Raw genomic sequence first — 20,336 nt, forward strand, 5'->3', positions numbered from 1 at the left:
CCTACACCGCGCCGACGTGATCGGTAGCCGTCGCCTGATAGCCGGTGGGTGGCCCCTCGGAGGACCACACGACGGCCGTGATGATCCCAGCCGGGACCCGGGTGCCGGGGGCGTCGCCGCCGAACGTCTCCACCAGGACGGCGTCGAGGGTCTGGCGGGCGCCGTCGATCGAGCCGCGCAAGCTCGTCGACCGCAGCTCATGACCGAGACTGATCGCCGCGTCGCGGATGTGCCGGTCGGCGCTGGTGGATCCGGCGGTGAGGGCCGTGTCGACGCGGGCCCACAGCCGCCAGCGCTCCTGGTCGAGCAGAAGCCGGGCGGCCCGGTCCAGGCCCGAGCACGAGTAGTCGACGGCCGTCTCCTCGCCGAGCTCGGCGGCCCAGGCGAGTTCGTCGCGCGGCGGGAACAGTTGCGGGCTCTCGTGCAGCAGTACCGCGTACAGCATGGAAAGAATGGTTTCCCGGCCCTCGCCGGCGTAGAGGTTCGTGGCCCGCAGGGGTGGGAACCGCCGGACGAGGTGCGCGGCGCGGCCGAGCGGAAGATCCGCCGCCAAACGGGTGTCGCTCACCCGGGAGTGGAACGTGCGCTGTTCGCGCGCAGCGAACATCCAGGCACGGTGTTCGTCGACGAGCGGGCCGGTGGAGATCTGCCCGCGGCTCTCGAGCAGGCGCGCGGCCACGGAATACGCCACGCCGAGCTGGGCGGCGAGGGCTCTGATGGCCCGCTTGCGGGCACGGTCGGGTACGGATCGGCGGCTGCGGGTCACGGTCATCGGGCACCTCCCGGGCTCATCGTAGGCACAAACCGTTGTACGCTCGGGGGGCAGCCGCGCCTGCACGAGCGTAGCGAGGCCACCCACGCGGGCCGCGCGTCAACGCCAAGAGGCTCCGACTCAGCGCACGCGACTTCAGCCTGTCTTCTTCGGCGGAGTGCGTGGGGCTTCGCGTTGGAGACGTGAGTGTCGTGTTCGAACGATTCACCGACCGTGCCCGTCGTGTCGTCGTCCTGGCCCAGGAAGAGGCCCGGATGCTCGATCACCACCACATCGGTACGGAACATCTGCTGCTCGGCCTGATCCACGAGGGTGAGGGTGTGGCCGCGCGGGCTCTGGAGAGTCTCGGCGTCGCGCTCGACGCGGTCCGGCGGCAGATCGAGGAGATCATCGGTCCGGGGCAGCAGGCGCCGGGCGGGCACATCCCGTTCACGCCGCGGGCCAAGAAGGTGCTGGAGCTGTCGCTGCGGGAGGCGTTGCAGCTGGGGCACAACTACATCGGCACCGAGCACCTCCTGCTGGGCCTGATCCGGGAGGGCGAGGGTGTCGCCGCGCAGGTGCTGGTGAAGCTGGGTGCCGAACGTGACCGGGTGCGCCAGCAGGTGATCCAGCTGGTCGCCGGGAGCGCCGAGGCGCCGGCGCCGGCCGAGAGGACGGCCCCGGCACGGGAGACCGTTCTTGATCAGTACGGCGTCAACCTGACCCAGCAGGCGCGGGACGGCAAGCTGGATCCGGTGATCGGCCGGGACCGCGAGATCGAGCAGGTGCTGCAGGTGCTGTCGCGGCGCCGCAAGAACAATCCGGTGCTGATCGGCGAGCCCGGTGTCGGCAAGACCGCCGTGGTGGAGGGTCTGGCGCAGGCGATCGTGAAGGGTGCGGTGCCCGACTCGGTCCGCGGCAAGCAGGTGTACACGCTGGACCTGAGTTCGCTGGTGGCCGGGGCCCGCTATCGCGGGGACTTCGAGGAGCGCCTGAAGAAGGTACTCAAGGAGATCCATTCGCGGGCGGACGTGATCCTGTTCATCGACGAGATCCACACGCTGGTGGGGGCGGGTGCGGCCGAGGGTGCGATCGATGCGGCGTCGATCCTGAAGCCTCCGCTGGCCCGGGGGGAACTGCAGACGATCGGCGCGACGACGGTCGACGAGTACCGGAAGATCTTCACGAAGGACAAGCCGCTGAGCCGGCGGTTCCAGGAGATCCAGGTGGGCGAGCCGTCGCTGGCGCACACGATCGACATCCTGAAGGGACTGCGCGACTTCTACGAGGCCCATCATCGGGTCAGCATCACCGATGCGGCGCTGGTGGCGGCGGCGACGCTTGCCGACCGGTACGTGCCGGACCGGTTCCTGCCGGACAAGGCGATCGACCTGATCGACGAGGCCGGAGCACGGGTGCGGCTTCGCCGGATGACCGCGTCCCCGGAGCTGCGCGAGTTCGACGAGCGGATCGCGCAGGTGCGCCGGGACAAGGAGGCCGCGATCGACGCTCAGCACTTCGAGCGGGCGGCGCGGCTGCGGGACACCGAGAAGGAGCTTGCCGGGCAGCGGGCCCTGGTGGGTGAGCTCGACGTCGTGCTGGAGGTGGACGACGAGCAGATCGCCGAGGTGCTGGCTACCTGGACGGGTGTTCCGGTCTACAAGCTGACCGAGGAGGAGACGTCGCGGCTGCTGCGGATGGAGGAGGAGTTGCACCGGCGCGTCATCGGTCAGGACGATGCCGTTCAGGCCGTCTCGAAGGCGATCCGGCGTACCCGCGCGGGGTTGAAGGATCCGAAACGACCGGCGGGCTCGTTCATCTTCGCCGGGCCGTCCGGGGTCGGGAAGACCGAGTTGTGCCGGACGCTTGCGGAATACCTGTTCGGGTCGGAGGACGCGCTGATTCAACTCGACATGTCCGAGTTCCAGGATCGTCACACGGTGTCCCGGCTGGTGGGCGCGCCGCCCGGATACGTGGGTCATGACGAGGGCGGCCAGCTGACCGAGAAGGTGCGCCGCAAGCCGTTCAGTGTGGTGCTGTTCGACGAGATCGAAAAGGCGCATCCGGACGTGTTCAACACGTTGCTGCAGATCCTGGAGGACGGCCGGCTCACCGACGGGCAGGGCCGGGCCGTGGACTTCAAGAACACGGTCATCATTCTGACCTCCAACCTGGGCACGCGGGACGTCGCGAAGGCGGTCTCGATCGGCTTCCAGGTCTCCGAGGGCGGCGACTCGTCGTACGAGCGGATGAAGTTGAAGGTCAACGACGAGTTGAAGCAGCACTTCCGCCCGGAGTTCCTGAACCGCATCGACGACACCATCGTCTTCCATCAGCTGCGGGAGACGGAGATCCGCCAGATCGTCGACATCTTCACCGCCCGCATCGCCGATCAGCTGCGGCACAAGGACATGGGTCTCGAGCTGACCGGCGACGCGCGGGCACATCTGGCGGCCAAGGGCTTCGATCCGGTGCTGGGCGCCCGGCCGCTGCGCCGGACGATCCAGCGGGAACTGGAGGACACCCTGTCGGAGAAGATCCTGTTCAACGAGCTGCGACCCGGGCAGATCGTCGTGGTGGACTGCGCGGACGGCGGGCTGGTCTACCGGACCGCCGATCGCGAGGAGACGGTGTCCGCCGCCGGATAGGAGTCGCGGAGCGCGCGGGGCAGTGATGGTGGCCGATCGCCCCTATGCTGCCCCGGTGCGTTTCCTCTCCATACTCTCCACGATTGTCCGGGTTCTCGCGGTGCTGCTGGTGATCGCCGGACTCATCGCCTACACGCCGCTGGCCCACAAGTACGCCGACGACCACGTGTTCGTCGTGGAGAACAAGCAGACCATCACGGCCACCACCGGACCCGGTGAGGCACTGAGCCTCGGCGTGAAGATGCCCGACACGGTGAGCGGGCTGTGGGCGTCCCCGGACGGGCTCACCCTCCTGATCAACGACCAGCAGATCATTCTGATGGACCCGGTGCCGCAGACCTGGGGTGACAAGATCACCACGAATCTGCGGGACATCACCGAGGACGAGAACGCGACCGGCCGGTACTACCCGCCGGAGGTGAAGGCACGGACCGTCCTCGAGGGCCGGATCACCGGCACGGTCGTCTACCCGGTCGGTGGCCTGGTCGTCTTCCACGACGAGCGGACCGCCGTGGACGTACCGGTGAAGCTGACCGTGGTGCCCGACGCCGAACGGGGCCGCACCACCGGGGACCTGCTCGCCCTGCTGGTCCACGCCCTGTTCGGCCTCAGCGCCCTGCTGGTGCTGTTCGCACTGGGCAGCATCGTCGTGTCGCTGGCCCGGACGGGGCTGGCCGGGGCCGGCGGGGCGTTCTTCAGCGCCACCCTGATCGCGGGCGTGTTCGCCGGGATCCTGTGGGTCGCCGAGAAGGTGGCCACCCCGGACGTCAGCGACGTCGACGTGCTCGGCGGGCTGCCGGCCACCCCGCTTCAGGTCATCCTCGCGCTGGCCGCCGCGGTGTGGTTCACGCTGTTCAGCATCGCCCTCGGCCCTCAGCCGGCCGGACCGCCGCAGCCGGCCGGGCCACCTCAGCCGGCCGTCTCCTGATCGGCACCCGGCGTTCGGCGGGGCGATTCCGCCGCATGGCGCTCGATCGCCCCGCCTGTATCGTGCGGCGGTGGCTCGACTTCTGCTGATCCGGCACGGTCAGGCGTCCTTCGGCGCCGACGACTACGACGCGCTCTCCCCGCTCGGGCACGAGCAGGCCCGCACCCTGGGAAGGTCTTTCGCCGAACGCGGCATCCGGCCCGCGCTTGTGGTGCGCGGTGACATGCGCCGGCACGCGGAGACCGCCGAGGGCCTGCTCGACGGGCTCAAACTCGACGTCGGCGTGGTGACCGACGCGGGCTGGAACGAGTTCGATTTCCAGCACGTCGTGGAGATTCACCGGCCGGCCTTCCGCGACCGGTCGGCCATGGCAGCCGAGCTGGCGGCCTTCGCCCGGCCGGACCGTGCCTTCCAGGAGATCTTCGATGCGGCCACGTCGCGGTGGGCATCGGGTGACTTCGATCCGGAGTACGCCGAGTCGTTCACCGCCTTCCGCGATCGCGTCGCCGCCGCCCTCGACACGGTCCGCGAGCTGCTGCGCGAGCACCGGGACGTGGTGGTGGCGAGTTCCGGCGGTCCGATCGCGATGGCGGCGAGCCTGCTCACCACCGGGACGGCAGCGGGCTGGGCGGCGTTCAACCGGGTGTCGGTGAACACCGGCGTGACGAAGGTGATCTCCGGCAGTCGCGGGCTCTCGCTGTCGACGTTTAACGAGCACACGCATCTCGAGGGGGACGCGCGGCTTCTCACGTACCGCTGAAAGGCATTGCATCAAATTGGTTTGATGTAGTCTGCGGTCATGGGGACCGACGCACCACCCCCGTTCCTGACCGCCGCCGGGCATCCGATCCGGTGGCGGCTGCTGAGCGAGCTGGCCCGCAGCGACCTCGCGGTGCACGAGCTGACCGCGCTGCTCGGCCAGCCGCAGAACCTTGTCTCCTACCACCTCGGCAAACTCCGCAAGGCCGGGCTCGTCACGGCCCGGCGCAGCAGCGCCGACGGTCGCGACACCTACTACGCACTGCACCTCGACCGGTGCGCGGCCATGATCGCCGGCACCGGCGGCGCCCTCCACCCCGCACTCCGGTTGCGCACCCCCGCACCCCCTCCGGCAGCCCGCACACGTGTCCTCTTCCTGTGCACCGGCAACAGCGCCCGATCCCAGATGGCCGAGGCCATCCTGCGGCGCGAGGCAGGCGAGGCGGCCGAGGTCCGCAGCGCCGGCAGCAACCCCAAACCCGTTCATCCGTACGCCGTAGCGGCGCTCGCCTCCCGCGGCCTCGATCTGAGCACCGCCGAGCCGAAGCATCTCGACCGGTTCACCGGCCGGCGCTTCGACCACGTGATCACCCTCTGCGACCGGGTCAAAGAGGTGTGCCCCGAGTTCGGCGGGAACCGGCGGCCACTGCACTGGAGCATTCCCGACCCGTCCCGCGACCCGGCCGGACAGCCCGCGTTCGAGCGCCTGGCCGACGAGCTGACCGAGCGGATCGGCTTCTTCCTGCACACCCTTACCGAGGAGATGTCGTGACCGACAGCACCGTGCACGTCCGTTACCTGGTGGAGGACGTCCAAGCCTCGATCGATTTCTACACCGCCCACCTGGGCTTCGAGTCGATCACCACCTTCCTGCCCGCGTTCGCCGACGTCCGCCGCGGCAACCTGCGCCTGCTTCTGTCCGGCCCGGCCAGCTCGGCCGGCCGCGCCATGCCCGACGGCCGGGTCCCGCACGCCGGCGGCTGGAACCGTATCCACCTGCTCGTCGACGACATCGACGGCGAGGTGGGCCGGCTGCGCGCCGCCGGGATCCCGTTCCGCAGCGACATCGTGAGCGGTCCCGGCGGACGTCAGATCGTCCTCGACGACCCGTCCGGCAACCCGATCGAACTCTTCCAGCCGGCCGGTACCTGAGTGACCACCACAGTGCCACGGGCGAGCCTCGGCACGGTGCTCGCCCAGTGGGGCCGGATCGGCTGCATCGGATTCGGCGGGCCACCAGCCCACATCGCGCTGCTGCGCAAACTTTGCGTCGACGACCGGCGCTGGCTGGACGACCGGGAGTTCGAGGACGCGGTCGCCGCCTGCAATCTGCTGCCCGGCCCGTCGTCGACCCAGCTGGCCATCTACTGCGCGTGGCGCGTCCGCGGGCGGGCCGGTGCCCTGGCCGGTGGCGCCGCCTTCATCGTGCCCGGCCTGGTGGCCATCCTGGCCCTGGCCGCACTGTTCCTCGGAGACCCGCCGACCTGGGTGAGGGCTGCCGGAGCCGGCGCCGGAGCGGCCGTCGTCGCGATCGCGCTTCAGGCCGGCTGGAGCCTGATGCCACCCGGCTGGCTGCGGGCCCCGCAACAGAGCAGCCGCCTGCGATGGTCCACATATCTGCTGCTCGGCGCGGTAGCGGCCGCCACCGTGGGCCCCTGGCTGGTCCTCGTGCTGATCGCCTGCGGCGTGGCCGAGATCCTCTTCCAGCGTCCGCCCCTACCGACCCGGCGACCCACCGCCGCGTTGCCGGCCCTGGCGCTGGCCGGCGCCGGCACCGGAGTCCTGGCAGCCCTGTCGTGGACGGCGCTGAAGGTCGGCGCCCTCTCCTACGGCGGCGGCTTCGTGATCATCCCCCTGATGCAGGCCGACGCCGTCGAGCACCACCGCTGGATGACCGCCGCCGAGTTCCTCAACGCGGTCGCGCTCGGCCAGATCACGCCCGGGCCGGTCGTACACACGGTGGCCGTGGTCGGTTACGCCGCCGCCGGGCTCGCCGGCGGTCTGCTCGCTGCCGCCGTCGCGTTCAGCCCGTCGTTCGCGTTCATCCTGCTCGGCGCCGATCGTTTCGACCAGCTCCGCGGTAACCGCCGCGTCCGGGCGTTCCTCGACGGCGCCGGTCCGGCGGCCATCGGGGCGATCCTCGGCTCCGCCGTCCCGCTGACACTCGCCCTCACCGAGACCTGGCAGTACGCCGTCCTGGCCGGTGCCGCCGTTCTCACCCTGGTCCTGCGCCGGGGCCCGGTCCTGACCCTGGTCACCGCCGCGGCGGCCGGCGTCGCCCTGACCGTGGCCGGCGCCCCGCTCCCGCACTGACACCACCCGGGCACCCCGCCCAGCGGGCCGGCGCCTCCCCGGCCCGGGCGGAGCGGCGCTCGCCCGACGTCAGTGGCGGGCCAGGCGTAGCGGGAGCTGGGCGTACGAGGGAATCAGGACGTTGCGGCGGTAGCGGCGCTCCCGGATACGCCAGGCCCGGCCGGGAGCCAGCAGCATCTGCAGCAGGCCGGTGATCTCGGCCCGCGCCACCGGTGCACCCAGGCACAGGTGCCGGCCCGCACCGAACCACAGCTGCCGCTGGTCGGGCAGATAACCGCGGTCCAGGTCGAAGACACCGGCGGCGTTGTTGGCGGTCCAGGTCAGCATCAACACCCGCTCCCCCGCGAGCAGGCGCCGCCCTTCGACGGTGACGTCGGCCGCGACGGCCCGCCCGATCACCGGCGCCGGGGAGGTGACCCGCAGCCCCTCCCGGACGGCGTCGGGGAGCAGCGCCGGATCGGCGCGGAGCCGATGCTGCGCACCGGTGTCATGCAGAATCGCCACGGTACGGGCCATCGCGCTCGCCGCCGTCTCGGTCCCCGCAACCATGAGCAGGGTGGACAGCCCTTCGGCCTGACGCTTGTCGAGTCCCAGGTCCCGGCACCGGCCGAGCACCGTCTCGGGGGCCGCACTCCGCCACGCCTCCGCCACGTTGACGGTCAGCCGGGCGACGATGGCCTTGGCGCGGGCGATCGTCTCCGGCGCGAGATGGGTCGAGGCGGTGGTGCCCAGCGCCAGGGCGGCGAGCTCCTCGCCGACCGCGAAGATCTCCCGGTAGGCGTCGTCGCGGTCCGCCACCCGCAACTGCAGCAGGTCGGCCACGATCCGCCCGACCAGCACCCGTCCCAGATCGGCGATGTCGACGGCCCGCCCGGCGGTGAGCTCGGCGCCGGCCTGAGCCAGCCGGGGCCCGATCACCCGGTCGGTGAGCTGCCGGGCGTTGTCGTCGGTGAACAGGTCCCTGGTCCGGGAACGAAGCTGATGATGACCGGGCCCGTCGAAGATCTCGTTCACCCAGTCGCCGAGGACCTGCGCCCACAGGTGTCCGACACCGCCCTCGCCGAGCAGCGTGAAGTGCGCCGGATCGTTGAGGATCCGGCGCGCCACGACCGGGTCGGCGACCACCCAGCCGATCCGCGGCACCCGCCGCAGCCGCCCGGCGAGGCGGCCCGCGGTGAGCAGCACCGGCAGAGTCGGCTTGGCGGCGACGAGAACGCGGAACTCGTGACGGCGAGCGGTGTCGAGCATCCCGTAATCCTCACCTGCCCCCGGCACGCCCGAAGCGGATACCCCCGGGCTGGACGCTCGGGGCAACCATTTCTCAGTCCCGTACGCGCTCCTCGGTCTTGAAGGTGCGCAATCCCCGGCGGTGATAGTTGGGCAGGGCATGGGGATGATCCGCCGACGACGTGTGCAGCCAGATCCGTTCCACCCCCGGAGCCAGCTCCCAGGCCTTCCCGATCGTCAGCGTCAACGCGTAGCCGCCCAGACCCCGCCCGACGAACTCCGGCACCAGCCCGAAGGTCTCGATCTCCACCTGTTTGCCCGGATGGACGTCGTAGGCGACGAAGCCCGCCGGTTCACCCTCAAAGGCCAGCTGCCAGAACAGCCGATCCGGATGCCGCGATCCGAGGATCGTTTCAGCATCCCCGCCGAGATCTCCGTGCGCTCCTCTACTCGCCCAGCCCGTCCCGTCGTCGGGTGAGGTAGGCACGCTCGGCGGGGTTGCCGGCAAGATCGATGGCGCGGTCGTACGCCGAACGCGCCTCACCGCCACGGCCGAGCCGGCGCAGCAGATCGGCGCGGGCGGCGTGGAAGGCGTGGTAGCCGTCGAGGACGCCGTCGAGCCGGTCGATCTCAGTGAGCCCGGCGCCCGGGCCGTCGACCTCGGCGACCGCGACCGCCCGGTTGAGCCGCACGATCGGCGACGGGTCGAGCAGCATCAACCGGCTGTAGAGGGCGACGATCGTGGACCATTCCGTGACCCCCGAGGTGTGTACCGCATTGATCGCGGCCAGCAACTGGAAGCGCCCCGCGGACGCACCGGCCGAGACCGCGGCGATCCGTTCCCGGATCAGGGCGTGCCCCTCGGCGACGAGGTCGTGATCCCAGAGACCGCGATCCTGCTCGCCGAGGGTCACCAGCTCCCCGGTACGGGACACACGCGCGGGCCCGCGCGCCTCGATGAGCAGCATCAGGGCGAGCAGCCCGGCCACCTCCCCGTCGTCCGGGAGCAGAACGCGCAGGAGCCGGCCGAGCCGGATGGCCTGCCCGGTGAGGTCGGCACGGATCGGGTCGTCCCCGTCACCGGCGAGATAGCCCTCGTTGAAGATCAGACAGACGACCGCGAGCACCCCGGCGAGCCGCGCGCGGACGTCGTCGTCCGTGGGCGCCCGGTACGGCACGCCCGCCTCCCTGATCTTCGCCTTGGCGCGGGTGATCCGGCGCGCCATCGCGCTCTCGGGTACCAGGAAGGCACGGGCGATCTCGGCGACGGTGAGGCCACCGAGCAGACGCAGCGTGAGCGCCACCCGGGCCTCCATGCCGAGCACCGGATGGCAGCAGGTGAAGATCAGCCTCAGCCGGTCGTCCTCGACCGGCCCGGCCGGTCCGGCGGGGATGTCGTCGTTCACCAGCCGGGCCGCCCGCTGCCTGGCGTCGCGCTGCGACTCGCGCCGGAGCCGGTCGATCGCCTTGCGGGACGCGGTGGTGGCGAGCCAGCCACCGGGATTCGGCGGTACGCCCTCGCGCGGCCACCGTTCCGCAGCGGCCAGAAATGCCTCAGCCGTGGCATCCTCGGCGACGTCGAGGTCACCGAACCGGCGCGCGAGGCCGGCAACCACCGGTGCCCATTCCTTCCGGTGGGCATGGGTGATCGCCTGTTCAGCGGTGGAACCGGCCACTACCGGCCCCGGCCGGGCCCACGGAACCGGTGCACCTCGTGCGGCCATTCGAGCACGGTCGTGAGCCGGCCGGCCCAGTACCGCGCCGACGCGTCGTCGGGCACGTCCACGACGACGAAGCCGCCGAGGTGCTCCTTGGTCTCGGCGTACGGCCCGTCGGTGAAGACCGGCCCGTCCGCACCCGGCTCCACACCGCACACCGCGGTGGACCGGTCGAGCCCGCCGTTACCGAAGATCAGGACGCCTTCGGCAAGCATCTCGTCGATCAGCGGCCGCACCGCTTCCGCCTTTTGCTGGACCTGCTCCGGGCTGTGCTCGGGCACCCACTCGTCGTTGAAGGTGATCAGGTACTCGGTCATCGTCGTCCCCTCCTGTTACCAGCCGGCTGACACACACCACTTCTACGAACGGCCGCGCCCGGATCGGACAACCGCCGGCGGAAAATGTGTGCCCGGTCTGCTGGTACGCCGGCATCAACTGACCGCGCGGGCGCTCGCGCAGCAGGAAACGTTCGACAAGTGGCACGAGACCGGCGAGCAGCTCGCGGGCCGGCCGGCCGTCCCCGGCGCACGCCCAGACCGTCGACGCGAATCACGAGCTGGGCCCGGGCGGCCGTGTTGATCAGCCGGCGCAGGCCGCCTTCAGCTCGTCGATCGACTTGTTGAGGGCCGCCTCGCTGGGCTTCTTCTTCGGGTTCTTCTGCCACGCCTTGTCGAGGGCGGTCATCTCGTCGCCGACCTTGCCAGCCGCGTCCATGACCTTGGGTTCCGTCGCGTCGAGCGACTTCGCGTACAGGTCGGCGGCACCGGCCAGGTACTGAGCGCCGACGGCCACGTAGCCGACCGGACCGCCGATCTTCTCGGCCTCGGCGACCTTCTTGTCGTTGTCCTTGATGGCAGCGAACAGGGTGGTGCAGGCCTTCTTCGTCGCCGAGTCCAGACCGACGGGAGCCTGGCTCGTCGCGGCGGGAGCCGCAGCCGAGGTGGCGGCCGGAGCGGCGGGCGCGGCGGCCTCGGTGGGCTTCTTCTCAGCCGGGGTGCAGGCGCTGAGAGCAGCGACCGCGATGACCGACGAAACGACGATGGCGTAACGGTTGATATGCACTGTCAATCCTTACTTTTTGCCCCGTGGAGATCGAAATGTACCAGATCGTCGATCTCCCGTCCGACCCCCGTGGGCTCGGACACCCATAGGACGGAGCCGATACCCGCCACGGTTACACCGGGCGGTGCGCCAATACCTTGGCGAGTGCGGCGGCGATCGTACGCGACTCGTCCGCCGTGATGAGATCGGTGAAGTGCCGCTTGATCCCGTCCAGGTAGACCGGCGCCGCAGCCCGGAACCGCTCGACCCCGGCCGCGGTGAGCGTGGCGTAGGCGGACCGCCGGTCGTCGGGGTTGCTCTCCCTCGTGACGAGGCCCGCGTCGGCCAGCGCGTCGACGACCCGGCTGACCCGGGTGCGACTCACCACGGCCCGCTGGCCCAGTTCACCCATGCTCAGCCGCCGATCGGGCGCGGAGTTGAGCTCGAGCATGACGTCGTACCAGGTGAGGGGCAGGGCGCAGGCCGCCTGCAGCTCCCGGTCGAGGGCCGGCACGAGAGCCGCGTGCACGCGCAGCAGGGCCGCCCAGGCGGCCACATCGGTGTCGCTCATCACCGGAGCGTAGCGAATTCTTGTGCGTGCGCACGCACTGGAGTAGAAATGTGCGTGCGCACGCAAACTCAGTCCTGAACGAAGGGCATGCCATGAACCTCCTGCACGTCTCCGCCTCCCCGCGCGGCCCGCAGTCCGAGTCGCTGGCCGTCGCCGCGACGTTCCTCGACACCGTCCGGGAGGTGACCCCGGAGGCCGCGATCGAAGAGTGGGACCTGTGGGACGGGAGCCTGCCCGCGTTCGGGCCCGACGCGGTCACCGGAAAGATGACCGTCTTCGCCGGCGGGCAGCCCACCGGCGCCGCCGCCGTCGCCTGGGACGCCGCGACCACCACGTTCCGCCGCTTCGACGCCGCCGACACGTACCTGTTCACCGTGCCGATGTGGAACGCCGGAATCCCGTACGTCCTGAAGCAGTTCATCGACGTGATCAGCCAGCCGGGACTGATCTTCGGTTTCGACGCCGAGCGGGGCTACTCCGGCCTGCTGCGCGGCAAGCGCGCCGCGGTGATCTACACCAGTGCGGTGTACGGGCCCGGCCGCCCGCCCGCGTTCGGCGCCGACTTCCAGGCACCCTACTTCGAGGACTGGCTGCGCTGGGCCGGCATCACCGACGTCAGCACCGTGCACTTCCGGCCCAACCTGGCGACCGCGGACGCCGCCACCGCCCGGAAGACAGCCCACGACCAGGCCCGCGACCTTGCCAAGGTGCTGGCCGCGGATCCCGGCCATCGCGTCGCCGGGGTGTGAACAACACGATCGGGGAACCGCCAGGCTGATTGAGAAACCGCCGTCCGGGTAGTCTCTGCGACCTGGACGGCGCGTTCGCCGATGCGGTGCAGGCCGGTCACCCGGCCCTTAATCTGGAGATCATCCTGTTCACTGTTCGTCAGGCCGGTGACTCCGCGTGCTGGTGATCATCGGCATCGTGGCCATTGTGCTGCTGACCGCGGCGACCGGCTATTTCGTGGCCCAGGAGTTCGCCTACGTCGCCGTCGACCGGGAGCGTCTGCGGGTGCTCGCCGACGAGGGCGACGCGGCCGCGAAGCGCGCCCTCGGGATCACCCAGCGGCTGTCGTTCGTGCTGTCCGGTTCCCAGGTCGGCATCACCGTCACCGCTCTGCTCGCCGGTTACGTCGCCGAGCCGTACCTGGGCAGGGGCACGGCCCAGCTCCTCGGCGCGACCGGCCTGCCGGCGGCGGTGACCACCTCGATCTCGATGGTGTTCGCCCTGCTGTTCGCGACCGTGGTGCAGATGGTGCTGGGCGAGCTGGCACCGAAGAATCTGGCGATCGCGAAGCCGGAGGCGGTGGCAAGGGCGCTGTCCCGCTCGACGGTGATCTACCTGACCGTGATGGGCCCGGTGATCCGGGTGTTCGACGCGACGGCGACCCGGCTGCTGCGGGCGGTCGGCATCGAACCGGTCGAGGAGTTGCCGCAGGGCGCCACGTCGGAGGATCTGGACCGGATCATCGAGACCTCCAAGTCGCACGGCGTCCTGGACGCGCGGGCGGCCCGCCTGCTGGATCACGGGCTGGACTTCCGCACCCGGACGGCGGCCCAGGTGATGCGCCCGCGGGTGGATGTCACGTCGATCGGCGCGGGCGAGCCGGCGTCACGGGTGGTGGAGCTGCTGGACACCGGGCACTCCCGGTTCCCGGTGATCGGCGACGGGCTCGACGACGTGATCGGCGTCGTCTCGATCAACGACGTGGTGACCCTGGATCCGTCGAAACGGTCCGTCACCCCGGTTCGTGATCTGGCCACCGATCCGGTGGCGCTGCCGGAGTCGTGCACCCTCCCGCAGGTGCTGGACCGGCTGAAGGCAGCACACCGGCAGATGGCGGTGGTGGTCGACGAGTTCGGCAGTTTCGCCGGGGTCATCACTCTGGAGGACGTGGCCGAGGAGCTGGTCGGTGAGATCCGCGACGAGGACGACCTGCCGGAGCCGGTGATCGAGCGCGACGGTGACGGCTGGCTGGTGCCCGGCCGGGCCCGGGTCGACGAGGTGGCCGAGGCGACCGGGGTGCTGCTGCCCGAGGACGAGCTGTACGACACCCTGGCCGGCCTGATGATGGCGAGGCTGGGCCGGCTGCCGGCCGCGAAGGAGGGCATCGACCTCGAGCTTCCGCCCCTGCTGGACGACGACGGCGAGCCGCAGCCGCAGGGTGTGGCCAGGCTTACCGTGCTGACGGTCCGGCGGCGGGTGCCCGAGCGGATCGCCCTGATCGTGAAGGACGAGGCATGAGTACCGTTCCGGCTCTGCTGATCTCGCTGGCGCTGCTGGTGCTCAACGGCTTCTTCGTGGCCGCCGAGTTCGCGCTCGTCGCGGCGAAACGGCACCGCCTCGAGACGGCCGCACAGGAGGGCTCACGCGGCGCCCGGGTGGCGCTGGCCGGCACCCGGCGCCTGTCGCTGATGCTGGCCGGCGCGCAGCTCGGCATCACACTGTGCACCCTCGGGCTGGGCGCGCTGGCCAAGCCGACCGTGGCGCATCTGATGGAGCCGCTGTTCACCGCCGTGGGCGTGCCGGACGAGGTGGCGTACGGCGTCGCGTTCGTGCTCGCCGTGGCCCTGGTCGGCTTCCTGCACGTGGTGGTCGGCGAGATGGCCCCGAAGTCGTGGGCGATCAGCCATCCGGAGTCGTCGGCGCAGCTGCTGGCGATCCCGTTCGTCGGCTTCACCACGGTGCTGCGGCCGGTGCTGATGGCGCTGAACGGACTTGCCAACGCGTGCCTGCGCCTGGTGAAGGTGACCCCGCAGGACGAGCTGGCCCAGGTGCACAGCGCGGAGCAGCTGCGGATGCTGCTGAAGACCTCGAAGGAGCACGGCACCATCCCGGACGCCGAGCACGAGCTGCTGACCGCGATGCTCGCGGTGGAGTCCACGACGGTCCGCGAGGTGATGACCCCGACAGACCGGATCGTGTCGGTGCCGGTCACGGCGACGGCCCGCGAGGTGGAGCTGCGCAGCATCGAGTCGGGCCGGTCCCGGCTCGCGGTGATGTCGGACGGCCGCGGGATCGCCGGGATCGTTCATGTACGGGAGGCGGCCAAGGCGGTCGCCGCCGGGACCGCGGATCCGGCGGGATCGCTCATGTCGGCCCCGCTGCGGCTGCCGGCCGGCGCGAGCGGGCTGGATGCGATCGCGGCCATGCGGCACGCCCGCAACCAGGTGGCGCTGGTCACCGAGGACCGTCAGGTGATCGGTCTGGTCGCCCTGGAGGACCTGCTGGAGCAGGTGATCGGGCAGTTCGACGACGAGACCGACCCGGTGATCGACGCCGCCCGCCGGGCCGGCCGCAGGTCGCGGTCAGGCGCGTAACCACTCACCGTCCGGGGCGCGGACCTCGAATCCGTCGGTGAACCGGACGTCGGGGCATCCGTCGGCAACCGGGCTCCACCCGGCGGCCGGATCGTGGACGGAGTGTTGCCGGCAGTGTTTCTCGTCGACGTATCCCCAGGCCATCAGGACGGGACGGCCGCGGTACGAATAACGCCCGACGGACGCGATGCGGTCGCCGTCGGTCCGCCGGTAGAAGTCGGCCCGCAGACCGGGCACGACCGTACCCTCGAATTCCGCGTCGGGCATCGAGCGATGCGGGGCATATGTGGTCAAATCCGGAATAGACACGCTGATTGGTCGCGCTCAGGACCCGGCTGGTTCCCGGCCATCCTCTTTGAGGTGACTGCGGATCCGCGCCCGCAGCGCCCGCCGGGCCAGCGGCCCCAGGTCGTCGACCACCTCCACCAGCACGGCGAGCTGGTCGAGTGCCGCCAGCGCGCTGGCGGCACCCTCGGCGTCCACCCCTTCGTAGAGCTCCAGCCCGACGAACGCGGCCGCCACCGCGCGGGCCAGCCCCGGCAGGTCGGCGACCTCGGCCACCGGTGAGCCGCGCATGATCCGGGCCAGCGCCACCTCGATCTCGTCGATCCACAGCTGCAGTGAGGCGGCGACCGGCCCGGCGAGCCGGTCCCCGCTCTGTGCCGCGGCGAGCATCTGGGCCAGCACCGACACGTTGCCGGCGGCCAGCTCAGCGGCGTGCAACTCCCGCCCGATCTGCAGCAGCTCCCCCAGCGATCCGACCGCGGCGAACCGGCTCGCGTACAGATTCACGCGCTGGCGGGTCGCGTCCAGACAGGCGGTGCCGAGCAGCTCGTCGACCGAGCCGTAGTGGTAGAAGACGAGAGCCTGGTTCACCCCGGCGGCCGCGGCGATGGTCCGCGCCGACACCCCGGTGACACCGTGCTCCCGCAGCGCGGCGAGGGCTCCGTCGAGCAGGCGCTGCTTGGTGTCACTCATGACGCGACATTCTGCCGCAAGGCGGCATGCGGGGGTGCGATCAGGGCATCGGTCACCACCTGCGCCAGGCCGTTGAGACCCGGAAGGAGCAGGATCCATCCGAGGTACGCCCGGAGCAGTCCGGTGTGCTCCAGGCTCCGGGCTACCGCGCCCACCCCGTCGGCGCGGTAGCCGTCGGCGGCCTCGTACCGGGCCCGCCACAGCGTCCCCGGGTACTCGGCCGCGGGCCGGATCGCCAGGTCGACCGGGGATCGCGCGAGCAGATGGTCGCGTACCACCGAACAGGACCCGCAGTCGTCGTCGAGCCACAACCGCCCCGGCACCGGCCCGAGGTACGGCGTGCGGCGCGGCCACCAGTCACGTACCTCCCGCCGATGATCCCGCCAGGCGTCGCCGTACCGGCCGGCCAGGTCATGCCGCTCGTGCGGCCCCGCCACCGTGATCGAGAACGCGACCGCCGCCAGGGTCGCCGCCGCGAGCCCCGCGCTGCGGGTCGACACGGCCAGCAACAGCAGCAGGAGCACAGTGCTGACCTGCATGGGGTTCGCCAGATAGGCGTAGACGCCGGTGGTGACGAGCCGCCGGGGCGGGTCCCACGGGAACGGCGTGCCGCCACCACGGACCGCGAACTCACCGACCGCGGCAAGCGCCGGCACCGCGATCAGAAATCCGGCCTGCGCGAGCAGGAACAGCACCGGCACGGGCAGGGCCAGCAGCCGGTCCCAGCCGCCGTCGGTGAGCGTGAACGCCGCGGTCGGGACCAGCCACAGCAGCAGGCCGGTGAACAGGATCATCTGCAGCACCACCCGTAGCCGCAACCGGCGCCCACCGGCGGTCCAGCGGCCGAGCAGCTGAGCCGGCAGCGCCACCACGAGCAGGCCGAGAGCCTCGCCGTGCAGCCAGTGCGGGCCCAGCACGACCAGCGGCTCGAGTGCGGGCATGGCGACCACGTCGAGCCAGAGCAGCAGACCGAGCGCGGCTGGCAGCGGCAGGAACCGGCTCAACAGCACCGGGACCGGCCCCCACAGCGCGGCCCAGCCGAGCCACAGGTCGACCGGCATGCCCCGGTACGCGCCGTCGACCGGGGCGAACGCGTACCAGCCGGCAACCGTGGAGATCTCGTGCAGGGCGGCGATCCCGACCAGCGCCGCGGCGAAGGCCAGCCCCGCTCCGGCCCGGCCCCGGCGGGTGTGGTCGGCCCGGGCGGCCGCCAGGAGAGCGGCCACCGGGACGAGCAGGCACAGGTAACGGGCCAGGATCATCGGACGGCCAGCATGTCGAGCATGTGCCCGGCGCCGGCGTGCATGAGCCGGTCCTGCAGCGGGCCGAAGTACCAGGACGGGTCGAGGCCCCGGCGGTAGTCGATGCGCAGCGTGATCTCGGTGCCGCTGCCCGAGGGGCGCCAGCTCAAGGTGGCGTCGTTCATCCGTACCCATCGCCCGGTGATCGAAGTGTCCTCGACGACCGCGAAGGTGACCTCCTGCGGCCCGGCGGTGGTGACCTCGGTGAGGATCTGCCCGCCGGGGCCGTGCGAACTGCCGTGGTATCCGAACATCCAGCGGTCCCCCGGCTGGAGGCCGGCGCCGTGCACATGTGCCGGCACGGGGACACCGAGCAGGCGCAGCGGCAGCGAACGGGGGCCGGCGGGCTGCGGACCGGCCGTGAGCAACGCGGGCACCTCCGCGGGGTCGTTCCGCAGGATCCGGCTGACCTCGACGGACTGGTCGGGGTGCAGGCGCCACCCGGGCTGGACGCCTTCGACGCCGACGAGCAGCATCGGCAGCGGCAGGAGCACCGGGGCGATCTTCCACCTCCGCGCCAGGGTGACCAGCAGGGTGATGCCGTGCGCGACCCCGTAGACCAGCGGCGCGGCGAGGACCACGCAGATCGCGCCCTCGTGCAGTGCCACGGCCGACAGCAGCAGCCCGATGGTCGTCACCCGGAACACCCGGCCGTGGGTGCTCGCGCCGGGGGTGAGAGCCAGGGTGACCGCGAGCGCGGTGGGCAGCACGACGAACAGCAGGGCGCTGTCGGCGCGTCCGGCCCGCACCGTGAGCACGACGAAGACCACACCGAACACCGCGATCAGGCCGGCCAGCGCGGCATTGGCCTTACGGATCTTCCACATCTCGGCCTCCCCCACTATTGAGCGGTCGCTCAAACCTGACGATAGCCGAGAACGGAGCCGTTTTTGAGCATCCGCTCAAGTCAGTGGACGCGAATCCCGGGGCGACGGCAGACGCGGGCCGGAGGCCGAGTTCTAGAGTGGACGTCATGCGTGCCCGGGACGCAGCCCTCGCGGCCGCCGTGTTCGCGCTCGACGCCGCCGTGGCGACGATGAACACCGGCAGCGGAAATCGCCCGCTGATGCCGGCCGGCTGGCTCCTGCTCCTGCTCGCCTCGGCCGCGCTGCTGGTGCGGCGGCGGTTCCCGCTGACCGTCCTGGCCGTCACCGGTGCGGCCGCGGTGGCCTACTATCCGCTCGAGTTCCCGGACGCGCCGATCGTGCTGAACACGGCCATCGCCCTCTACACGGCCGGCCGGCATCGTGGCCCGGCATGGTCGGCCGGTGGCGGCACGATCCTGATCACCCTGTTCGCCGCGACCAGCCGGCAGCCCGTCCCGATCCTGCTGAGCCTGACACCGATCATGGCGCTGCCCGTGACCCTCGGCGAGTTCGCCCGGGTACGCGCCCGCCACCTGGCACACGCCGAGGAACGGGCCCGGCTGGCCGAGGAGACCCGGGAGAGCGAGGCACTGCGCCGGACCGCCGAGGAGCGGCTGCGCATCGCGCGGGAACTGCACGACGCGCTCGGCCATCAGCTGTCGCTGATCAGCGTGCAGGCCGGCGCCGCCCTGCACGCGGGCGAGCCGGAACCGGCGTTCGAGGCGCTGCGCGCCATCCGTACCGCGAGCAAGGAAGCCCTGGGAGAAATGCGGTCGGTGCTCGGCATGCTGCGCGATGCGGAACAGCCGGATCTGACCGCCCTGCCCGGACTGTTCGCACGCACCACGGCCGCCGGCCTGACGGTCCGCTCCACCGTCGACGCGCCCACGGAGCTCGCGCCTCCGGTGCAGCGGGCGGCCTACCGGATCGTGCAGGAGTCACTCACCAACGCGGTCCGGCACGCTCACGCGGCCAGCGCCGACGTGCACATCCAACAATGCGGCGACCGGCTCCGGGTGACCGTGGACAACCCGGGGCCACCGGTCCGGCCCGGATTCACCCCCGGCGGCGGGCTGCGCGGCATGACGGAACGGGCCACCGCTCTCGGCGGCACCGTCGAGGCCGGTCCGGCTCCCGGCGGCGGCTTCCGGGTGGCCGCCTGGCTACCGATCACGCCCCTCCCCCTTCGCGAGAACGGACCCCCATGATCTCCGTCGCCCTTGCCGACGATCAGACTCTGGTACGTGCGGGCTTCCGCTCGATCCTGTCCGGCGAACCGGACATGACCGTCGGTGGTGAGGCGGCCGACGGCGAGCAGGCGGTCCGCCTGGCCCGGCAGCTGCGCCCGGACGTGCTGCTCATGGACATCCGCATGCCGCTGGTCGACGGGCTCGCCGCGACCCGGGAGATCTGCTCCGACGAGACCCTCCAGGGCGTCCGGGTGATCATCCTGACCACGTTCGAGTCCGACGAGTACGTCTACGGCGCGATCCGGGCCGGTGCCAGTGGGTTCCTGCTCAAGGACATCGAACCGGACGAGCTGATTCACGCCGTACGGGTGGTGGCCCGCGGTGACGCCCTGCTCGCCCCGTCGGTGACCCGCCGTCTGATCGCCGAGATGGCCGCCCGCCTGAAGCCGCCGCCCGCTCCGGAGCTGGCCGCCCTCACCGCCCGCGAGCTGGAGATCCTCGACCTGATCGCGACCGGTCTGTCCAACGAGGAGATCGCCGGTCGCCTCACGATCAGCTACCCGACCGTCAAAACGCACGTCAGCCGGATCCTCACGAAGCTCAGCCTGCGTGACCGCGCGCAGCTGGTCGTCTGGGCGTACGAGTCGGGCCGCGCCCTGCCCGGCTGGCTCCCCTGACGGGGCACCGCCGGAGCCCGCCTGCCGCAGGACCTGCCCACGTAC

At 71.3% G+C, this 20,336-nt stretch carries 21 protein-coding genes and 1 pseudogene; 11 read left to right on the top strand and 11 right to left on the bottom strand.

Going from position 1 to position 20,336, the window contains the following annotated elements; all coding sequences use genetic code 11:
• Window position 1 precedes the first annotated feature (1 nt).
• A complete protein-coding gene (locus AB0G04_RS37920; protein WP_360993417.1) occupies window positions 2–772 on the bottom strand; it encodes a hypothetical protein in 771 nt (256 codons plus the stop codon).
• Between the two features lie 191 nt (window positions 773–963).
• Here AB0G04_RS37920 and AB0G04_RS37925 point away from each other — a divergent pair, with 191 nt between their 5' ends.
• From AB0G04_RS37925 to chrA, 6 genes are all read left to right on the top strand, one after another.
• A complete protein-coding gene (locus AB0G04_RS37925) occupies window positions 964–3,399 on the top strand; it encodes an ATP-dependent Clp protease ATP-binding subunit (protein WP_360993593.1) in 2,436 nt (811 codons plus the stop codon).
• Between the two features lie 55 nt (window positions 3,400–3,454).
• On the top strand, window positions 3,455–4,327 hold the full coding sequence (locus AB0G04_RS37930; RefSeq protein WP_360993419.1) for a hypothetical protein: 873 nt from the start codon (window positions 3,455–3,457) through the stop codon (window positions 4,325–4,327).
• Between the two features lie 70 nt (window positions 4,328–4,397).
• On the top strand, window positions 4,398–5,087 hold the full coding sequence (locus AB0G04_RS37935) for a histidine phosphatase family protein (protein ID WP_360993421.1): 690 nt from the start codon (window positions 4,398–4,400) through the stop codon (window positions 5,085–5,087).
• 39 nt (window positions 5,088–5,126) lie between these two features.
• On the top strand, window positions 5,127–5,858 hold the full coding sequence (locus AB0G04_RS37940; RefSeq protein ID WP_360993424.1) for a metalloregulator ArsR/SmtB family transcription factor: 732 nt from the start codon (window positions 5,127–5,129) through the stop codon (window positions 5,856–5,858).
• Window positions 5,855–6,238, top strand: coding sequence for a VOC family protein (locus AB0G04_RS37945; protein WP_360993426.1), 384 nt, complete (start codon window positions 5,855–5,857; stop codon window positions 6,236–6,238). The genes AB0G04_RS37940 and AB0G04_RS37945 overlap by 4 nt, the downstream gene beginning before the upstream one ends.
• Window positions 6,239–7,399 (top strand): chromate efflux transporter, encoded by a 1,161-nt coding sequence (chrA, locus tag AB0G04_RS37950; protein WP_360993429.1) that lies wholly within the window; start codon window positions 6,239–6,241, stop codon window positions 7,397–7,399. It begins immediately after the preceding gene.
• Between the two features lie 69 nt (window positions 7,400–7,468).
• Here the strand turns inward: chrA and AB0G04_RS37955 are convergent, their stop codons facing one another.
• The 6 genes from AB0G04_RS37955 to AB0G04_RS37980 form a co-directional block, all read right to left on the bottom strand.
• Window positions 7,469–8,647, bottom strand: coding sequence for a cytochrome P450 (locus AB0G04_RS37955; RefSeq protein WP_360993432.1), 1,179 nt, complete (start codon window positions 8,645–8,647; stop codon window positions 7,469–7,471).
• Between the two features lie 73 nt (window positions 8,648–8,720).
• Complete coding sequence (locus tag AB0G04_RS37960) at window positions 8,721–9,113, bottom strand: GNAT family N-acetyltransferase (RefSeq protein ID WP_360993435.1); 393 nt, start codon at window positions 9,111–9,113, stop codon at window positions 8,721–8,723.
• Entirely contained in the window at window positions 9,073–10,242 is a 1,170-nt protein-coding gene (locus AB0G04_RS37965) for a sigma-70 family RNA polymerase sigma factor (protein ID WP_360993437.1), read from the bottom strand. Before AB0G04_RS37965 ends, AB0G04_RS37960 begins: the two co-directional genes overlap by 41 nt.
• 59 nt (window positions 10,243–10,301) lie before the next feature.
• Complete coding sequence (locus AB0G04_RS37970) at window positions 10,302–10,661, bottom strand: YciI family protein (protein WP_360993440.1); 360 nt, start codon at window positions 10,659–10,661, stop codon at window positions 10,302–10,304.
• Window positions 10,662–10,923: 262 nt separating this feature from the next.
• Window positions 10,924–11,406 carry a hypothetical protein gene (locus AB0G04_RS37975; protein WP_360993443.1) on the bottom strand — a complete coding sequence of 161 codons (483 nt, stop codon included), beginning with the start codon at window positions 11,404–11,406 and terminating at the stop codon, window positions 10,924–10,926.
• Window positions 11,407–11,518: 112 nt separating this feature from the next.
• Complete coding sequence (locus AB0G04_RS37980) at window positions 11,519–11,956, bottom strand: MarR family transcriptional regulator (RefSeq protein WP_360993445.1); 438 nt, start codon at window positions 11,954–11,956, stop codon at window positions 11,519–11,521.
• Between the two features lie 92 nt (window positions 11,957–12,048).
• Between AB0G04_RS37980 and AB0G04_RS37985 the strand changes: the two genes are divergently transcribed.
• From AB0G04_RS37985 to AB0G04_RS37995, 3 genes are all read left to right on the top strand, one after another.
• Window positions 12,049–12,705 (top strand): NAD(P)H-dependent oxidoreductase, encoded by a 657-nt coding sequence (locus AB0G04_RS37985; protein WP_360993448.1) that lies wholly within the window; start codon window positions 12,049–12,051, stop codon window positions 12,703–12,705.
• Window positions 12,706–12,862: 157 nt separating this feature from the next.
• Entirely contained in the window at window positions 12,863–14,203 is a 1,341-nt protein-coding gene (locus AB0G04_RS37990; protein WP_360993451.1) for a hemolysin family protein, read from the top strand.
• Window positions 14,200–15,279 carry a hemolysin family protein gene (locus AB0G04_RS37995; RefSeq protein WP_360993454.1) on the top strand — a complete coding sequence of 360 codons (1,080 nt, stop codon included), beginning with the start codon at window positions 14,200–14,202 and terminating at the stop codon, window positions 15,277–15,279. The genes AB0G04_RS37990 and AB0G04_RS37995 overlap by 4 nt, the downstream gene beginning before the upstream one ends.
• On the opposite strand, the gene AB0G04_RS38000 is transcribed toward AB0G04_RS37995, so the two are convergent.
• From AB0G04_RS38000 to AB0G04_RS38015, 4 genes and pseudogenes are all read right to left on the bottom strand, one after another.
• Entirely contained in the window at window positions 15,268–15,546 is a 279-nt protein-coding gene (locus AB0G04_RS38000) for a hypothetical protein (RefSeq protein ID WP_360993456.1), read from the bottom strand. The genes AB0G04_RS37995 and AB0G04_RS38000 overlap by 12 nt on opposite strands.
• 57 nt (window positions 15,547–15,603) lie before the next feature.
• Complete coding sequence (locus AB0G04_RS38005; RefSeq protein WP_360993596.1) at window positions 15,604–16,236, bottom strand: TetR/AcrR family transcriptional regulator; 633 nt, start codon at window positions 16,234–16,236, stop codon at window positions 15,604–15,606.
• Window positions 16,152–17,519 (bottom strand): annotated as a pseudogene (locus AB0G04_RS38010) (methyltransferase). Before AB0G04_RS38010 ends, AB0G04_RS38005 begins: the two are co-directional and overlap by 85 nt.
• On the bottom strand, window positions 17,516–18,385 hold the full coding sequence (locus AB0G04_RS38015; protein WP_360993459.1) for a hypothetical protein: 870 nt from the start codon (window positions 18,383–18,385) through the stop codon (window positions 17,516–17,518). The pseudogene AB0G04_RS38010 and the gene AB0G04_RS38015 overlap by 4 nt, the downstream one beginning before the upstream one ends.
• 146 nt (window positions 18,386–18,531) lie before the next feature.
• Between AB0G04_RS38015 and AB0G04_RS38020 the strand changes: the two genes are divergently transcribed.
• A complete protein-coding gene (locus tag AB0G04_RS38020) occupies window positions 18,532–19,632 on the top strand; it encodes a sensor histidine kinase (protein ID WP_360993462.1) in 1,101 nt (366 codons plus the stop codon).
• Window positions 19,629–20,291: a response regulator transcription factor gene (locus AB0G04_RS38025; protein WP_360993465.1), complete on the top strand. Its 663-nt coding sequence runs from the start codon at window positions 19,629–19,631 to the stop codon at window positions 20,289–20,291. Before AB0G04_RS38020 ends, AB0G04_RS38025 begins: the two co-directional genes overlap by 4 nt.
• The last annotated feature ends 45 nt before the right edge of the window (window positions 20,292–20,336 follow it).

The sequence above is a fragment of the Actinoplanes sp. NPDC023801 genome, from assembly GCF_040639655.1.
Classification (GTDB): Bacteria; Actinomycetota; Actinomycetes; order Mycobacteriales; family Micromonosporaceae; genus Actinoplanes.

What these genes read in the sequence shown, in the direction of transcription:
- AB0G04_RS38000 (WP_360993456.1), bottom strand. Translation starts at nt 15,546, where the DNA reads ATGCCCGACGCGGAATTCGAGGGTACGGTCGTGCCCGGTCTGCGGGCC.
- AB0G04_RS38020 (WP_360993462.1), top strand. Translation starts at nt 18,532, where the DNA reads ATGCGTGCCCGGGACGCAGCCCTCGCGGCCGCCGTGTTCGCGCTCGAC.
- AB0G04_RS38025 (WP_360993465.1), top strand. Translation starts at nt 19,629, where the DNA reads ATGATCTCCGTCGCCCTTGCCGACGATCAGACTCTGGTACGTGCGGGC.
- AB0G04_RS37970 (WP_360993440.1), bottom strand. Translation starts at nt 10,661, where the DNA reads ATGACCGAGTACCTGATCACCTTCAACGACGAGTGGGTGCCCGAGCAC.
- AB0G04_RS37985 (WP_360993448.1), top strand. Translation starts at nt 12,049, where the DNA reads ATGAACCTCCTGCACGTCTCCGCCTCCCCGCGCGGCCCGCAGTCCGAG.
- AB0G04_RS37955 (WP_360993432.1), bottom strand. Translation starts at nt 8,647, where the DNA reads ATGCTCGACACCGCTCGCCGTCACGAGTTCCGCGTTCTCGTCGCCGCC.
- AB0G04_RS37980 (WP_360993445.1), bottom strand. Translation starts at nt 11,956, where the DNA reads ATGAGCGACACCGATGTGGCCGCCTGGGCGGCCCTGCTGCGCGTGCAC.
- AB0G04_RS37940 (WP_360993424.1), top strand. Translation starts at nt 5,127, where the DNA reads ATGGGGACCGACGCACCACCCCCGTTCCTGACCGCCGCCGGGCATCCG.
- AB0G04_RS38015 (WP_360993459.1), bottom strand. Translation starts at nt 18,385, where the DNA reads ATGTGGAAGATCCGTAAGGCCAATGCCGCGCTGGCCGGCCTGATCGCG.
- AB0G04_RS37920 (WP_360993417.1), bottom strand. Translation starts at nt 772, where the DNA reads ATGACCGTGACCCGCAGCCGCCGATCCGTACCCGACCGTGCCCGCAAG.
- AB0G04_RS37995 (WP_360993454.1), top strand. Translation starts at nt 14,200, where the DNA reads ATGAGTACCGTTCCGGCTCTGCTGATCTCGCTGGCGCTGCTGGTGCTC.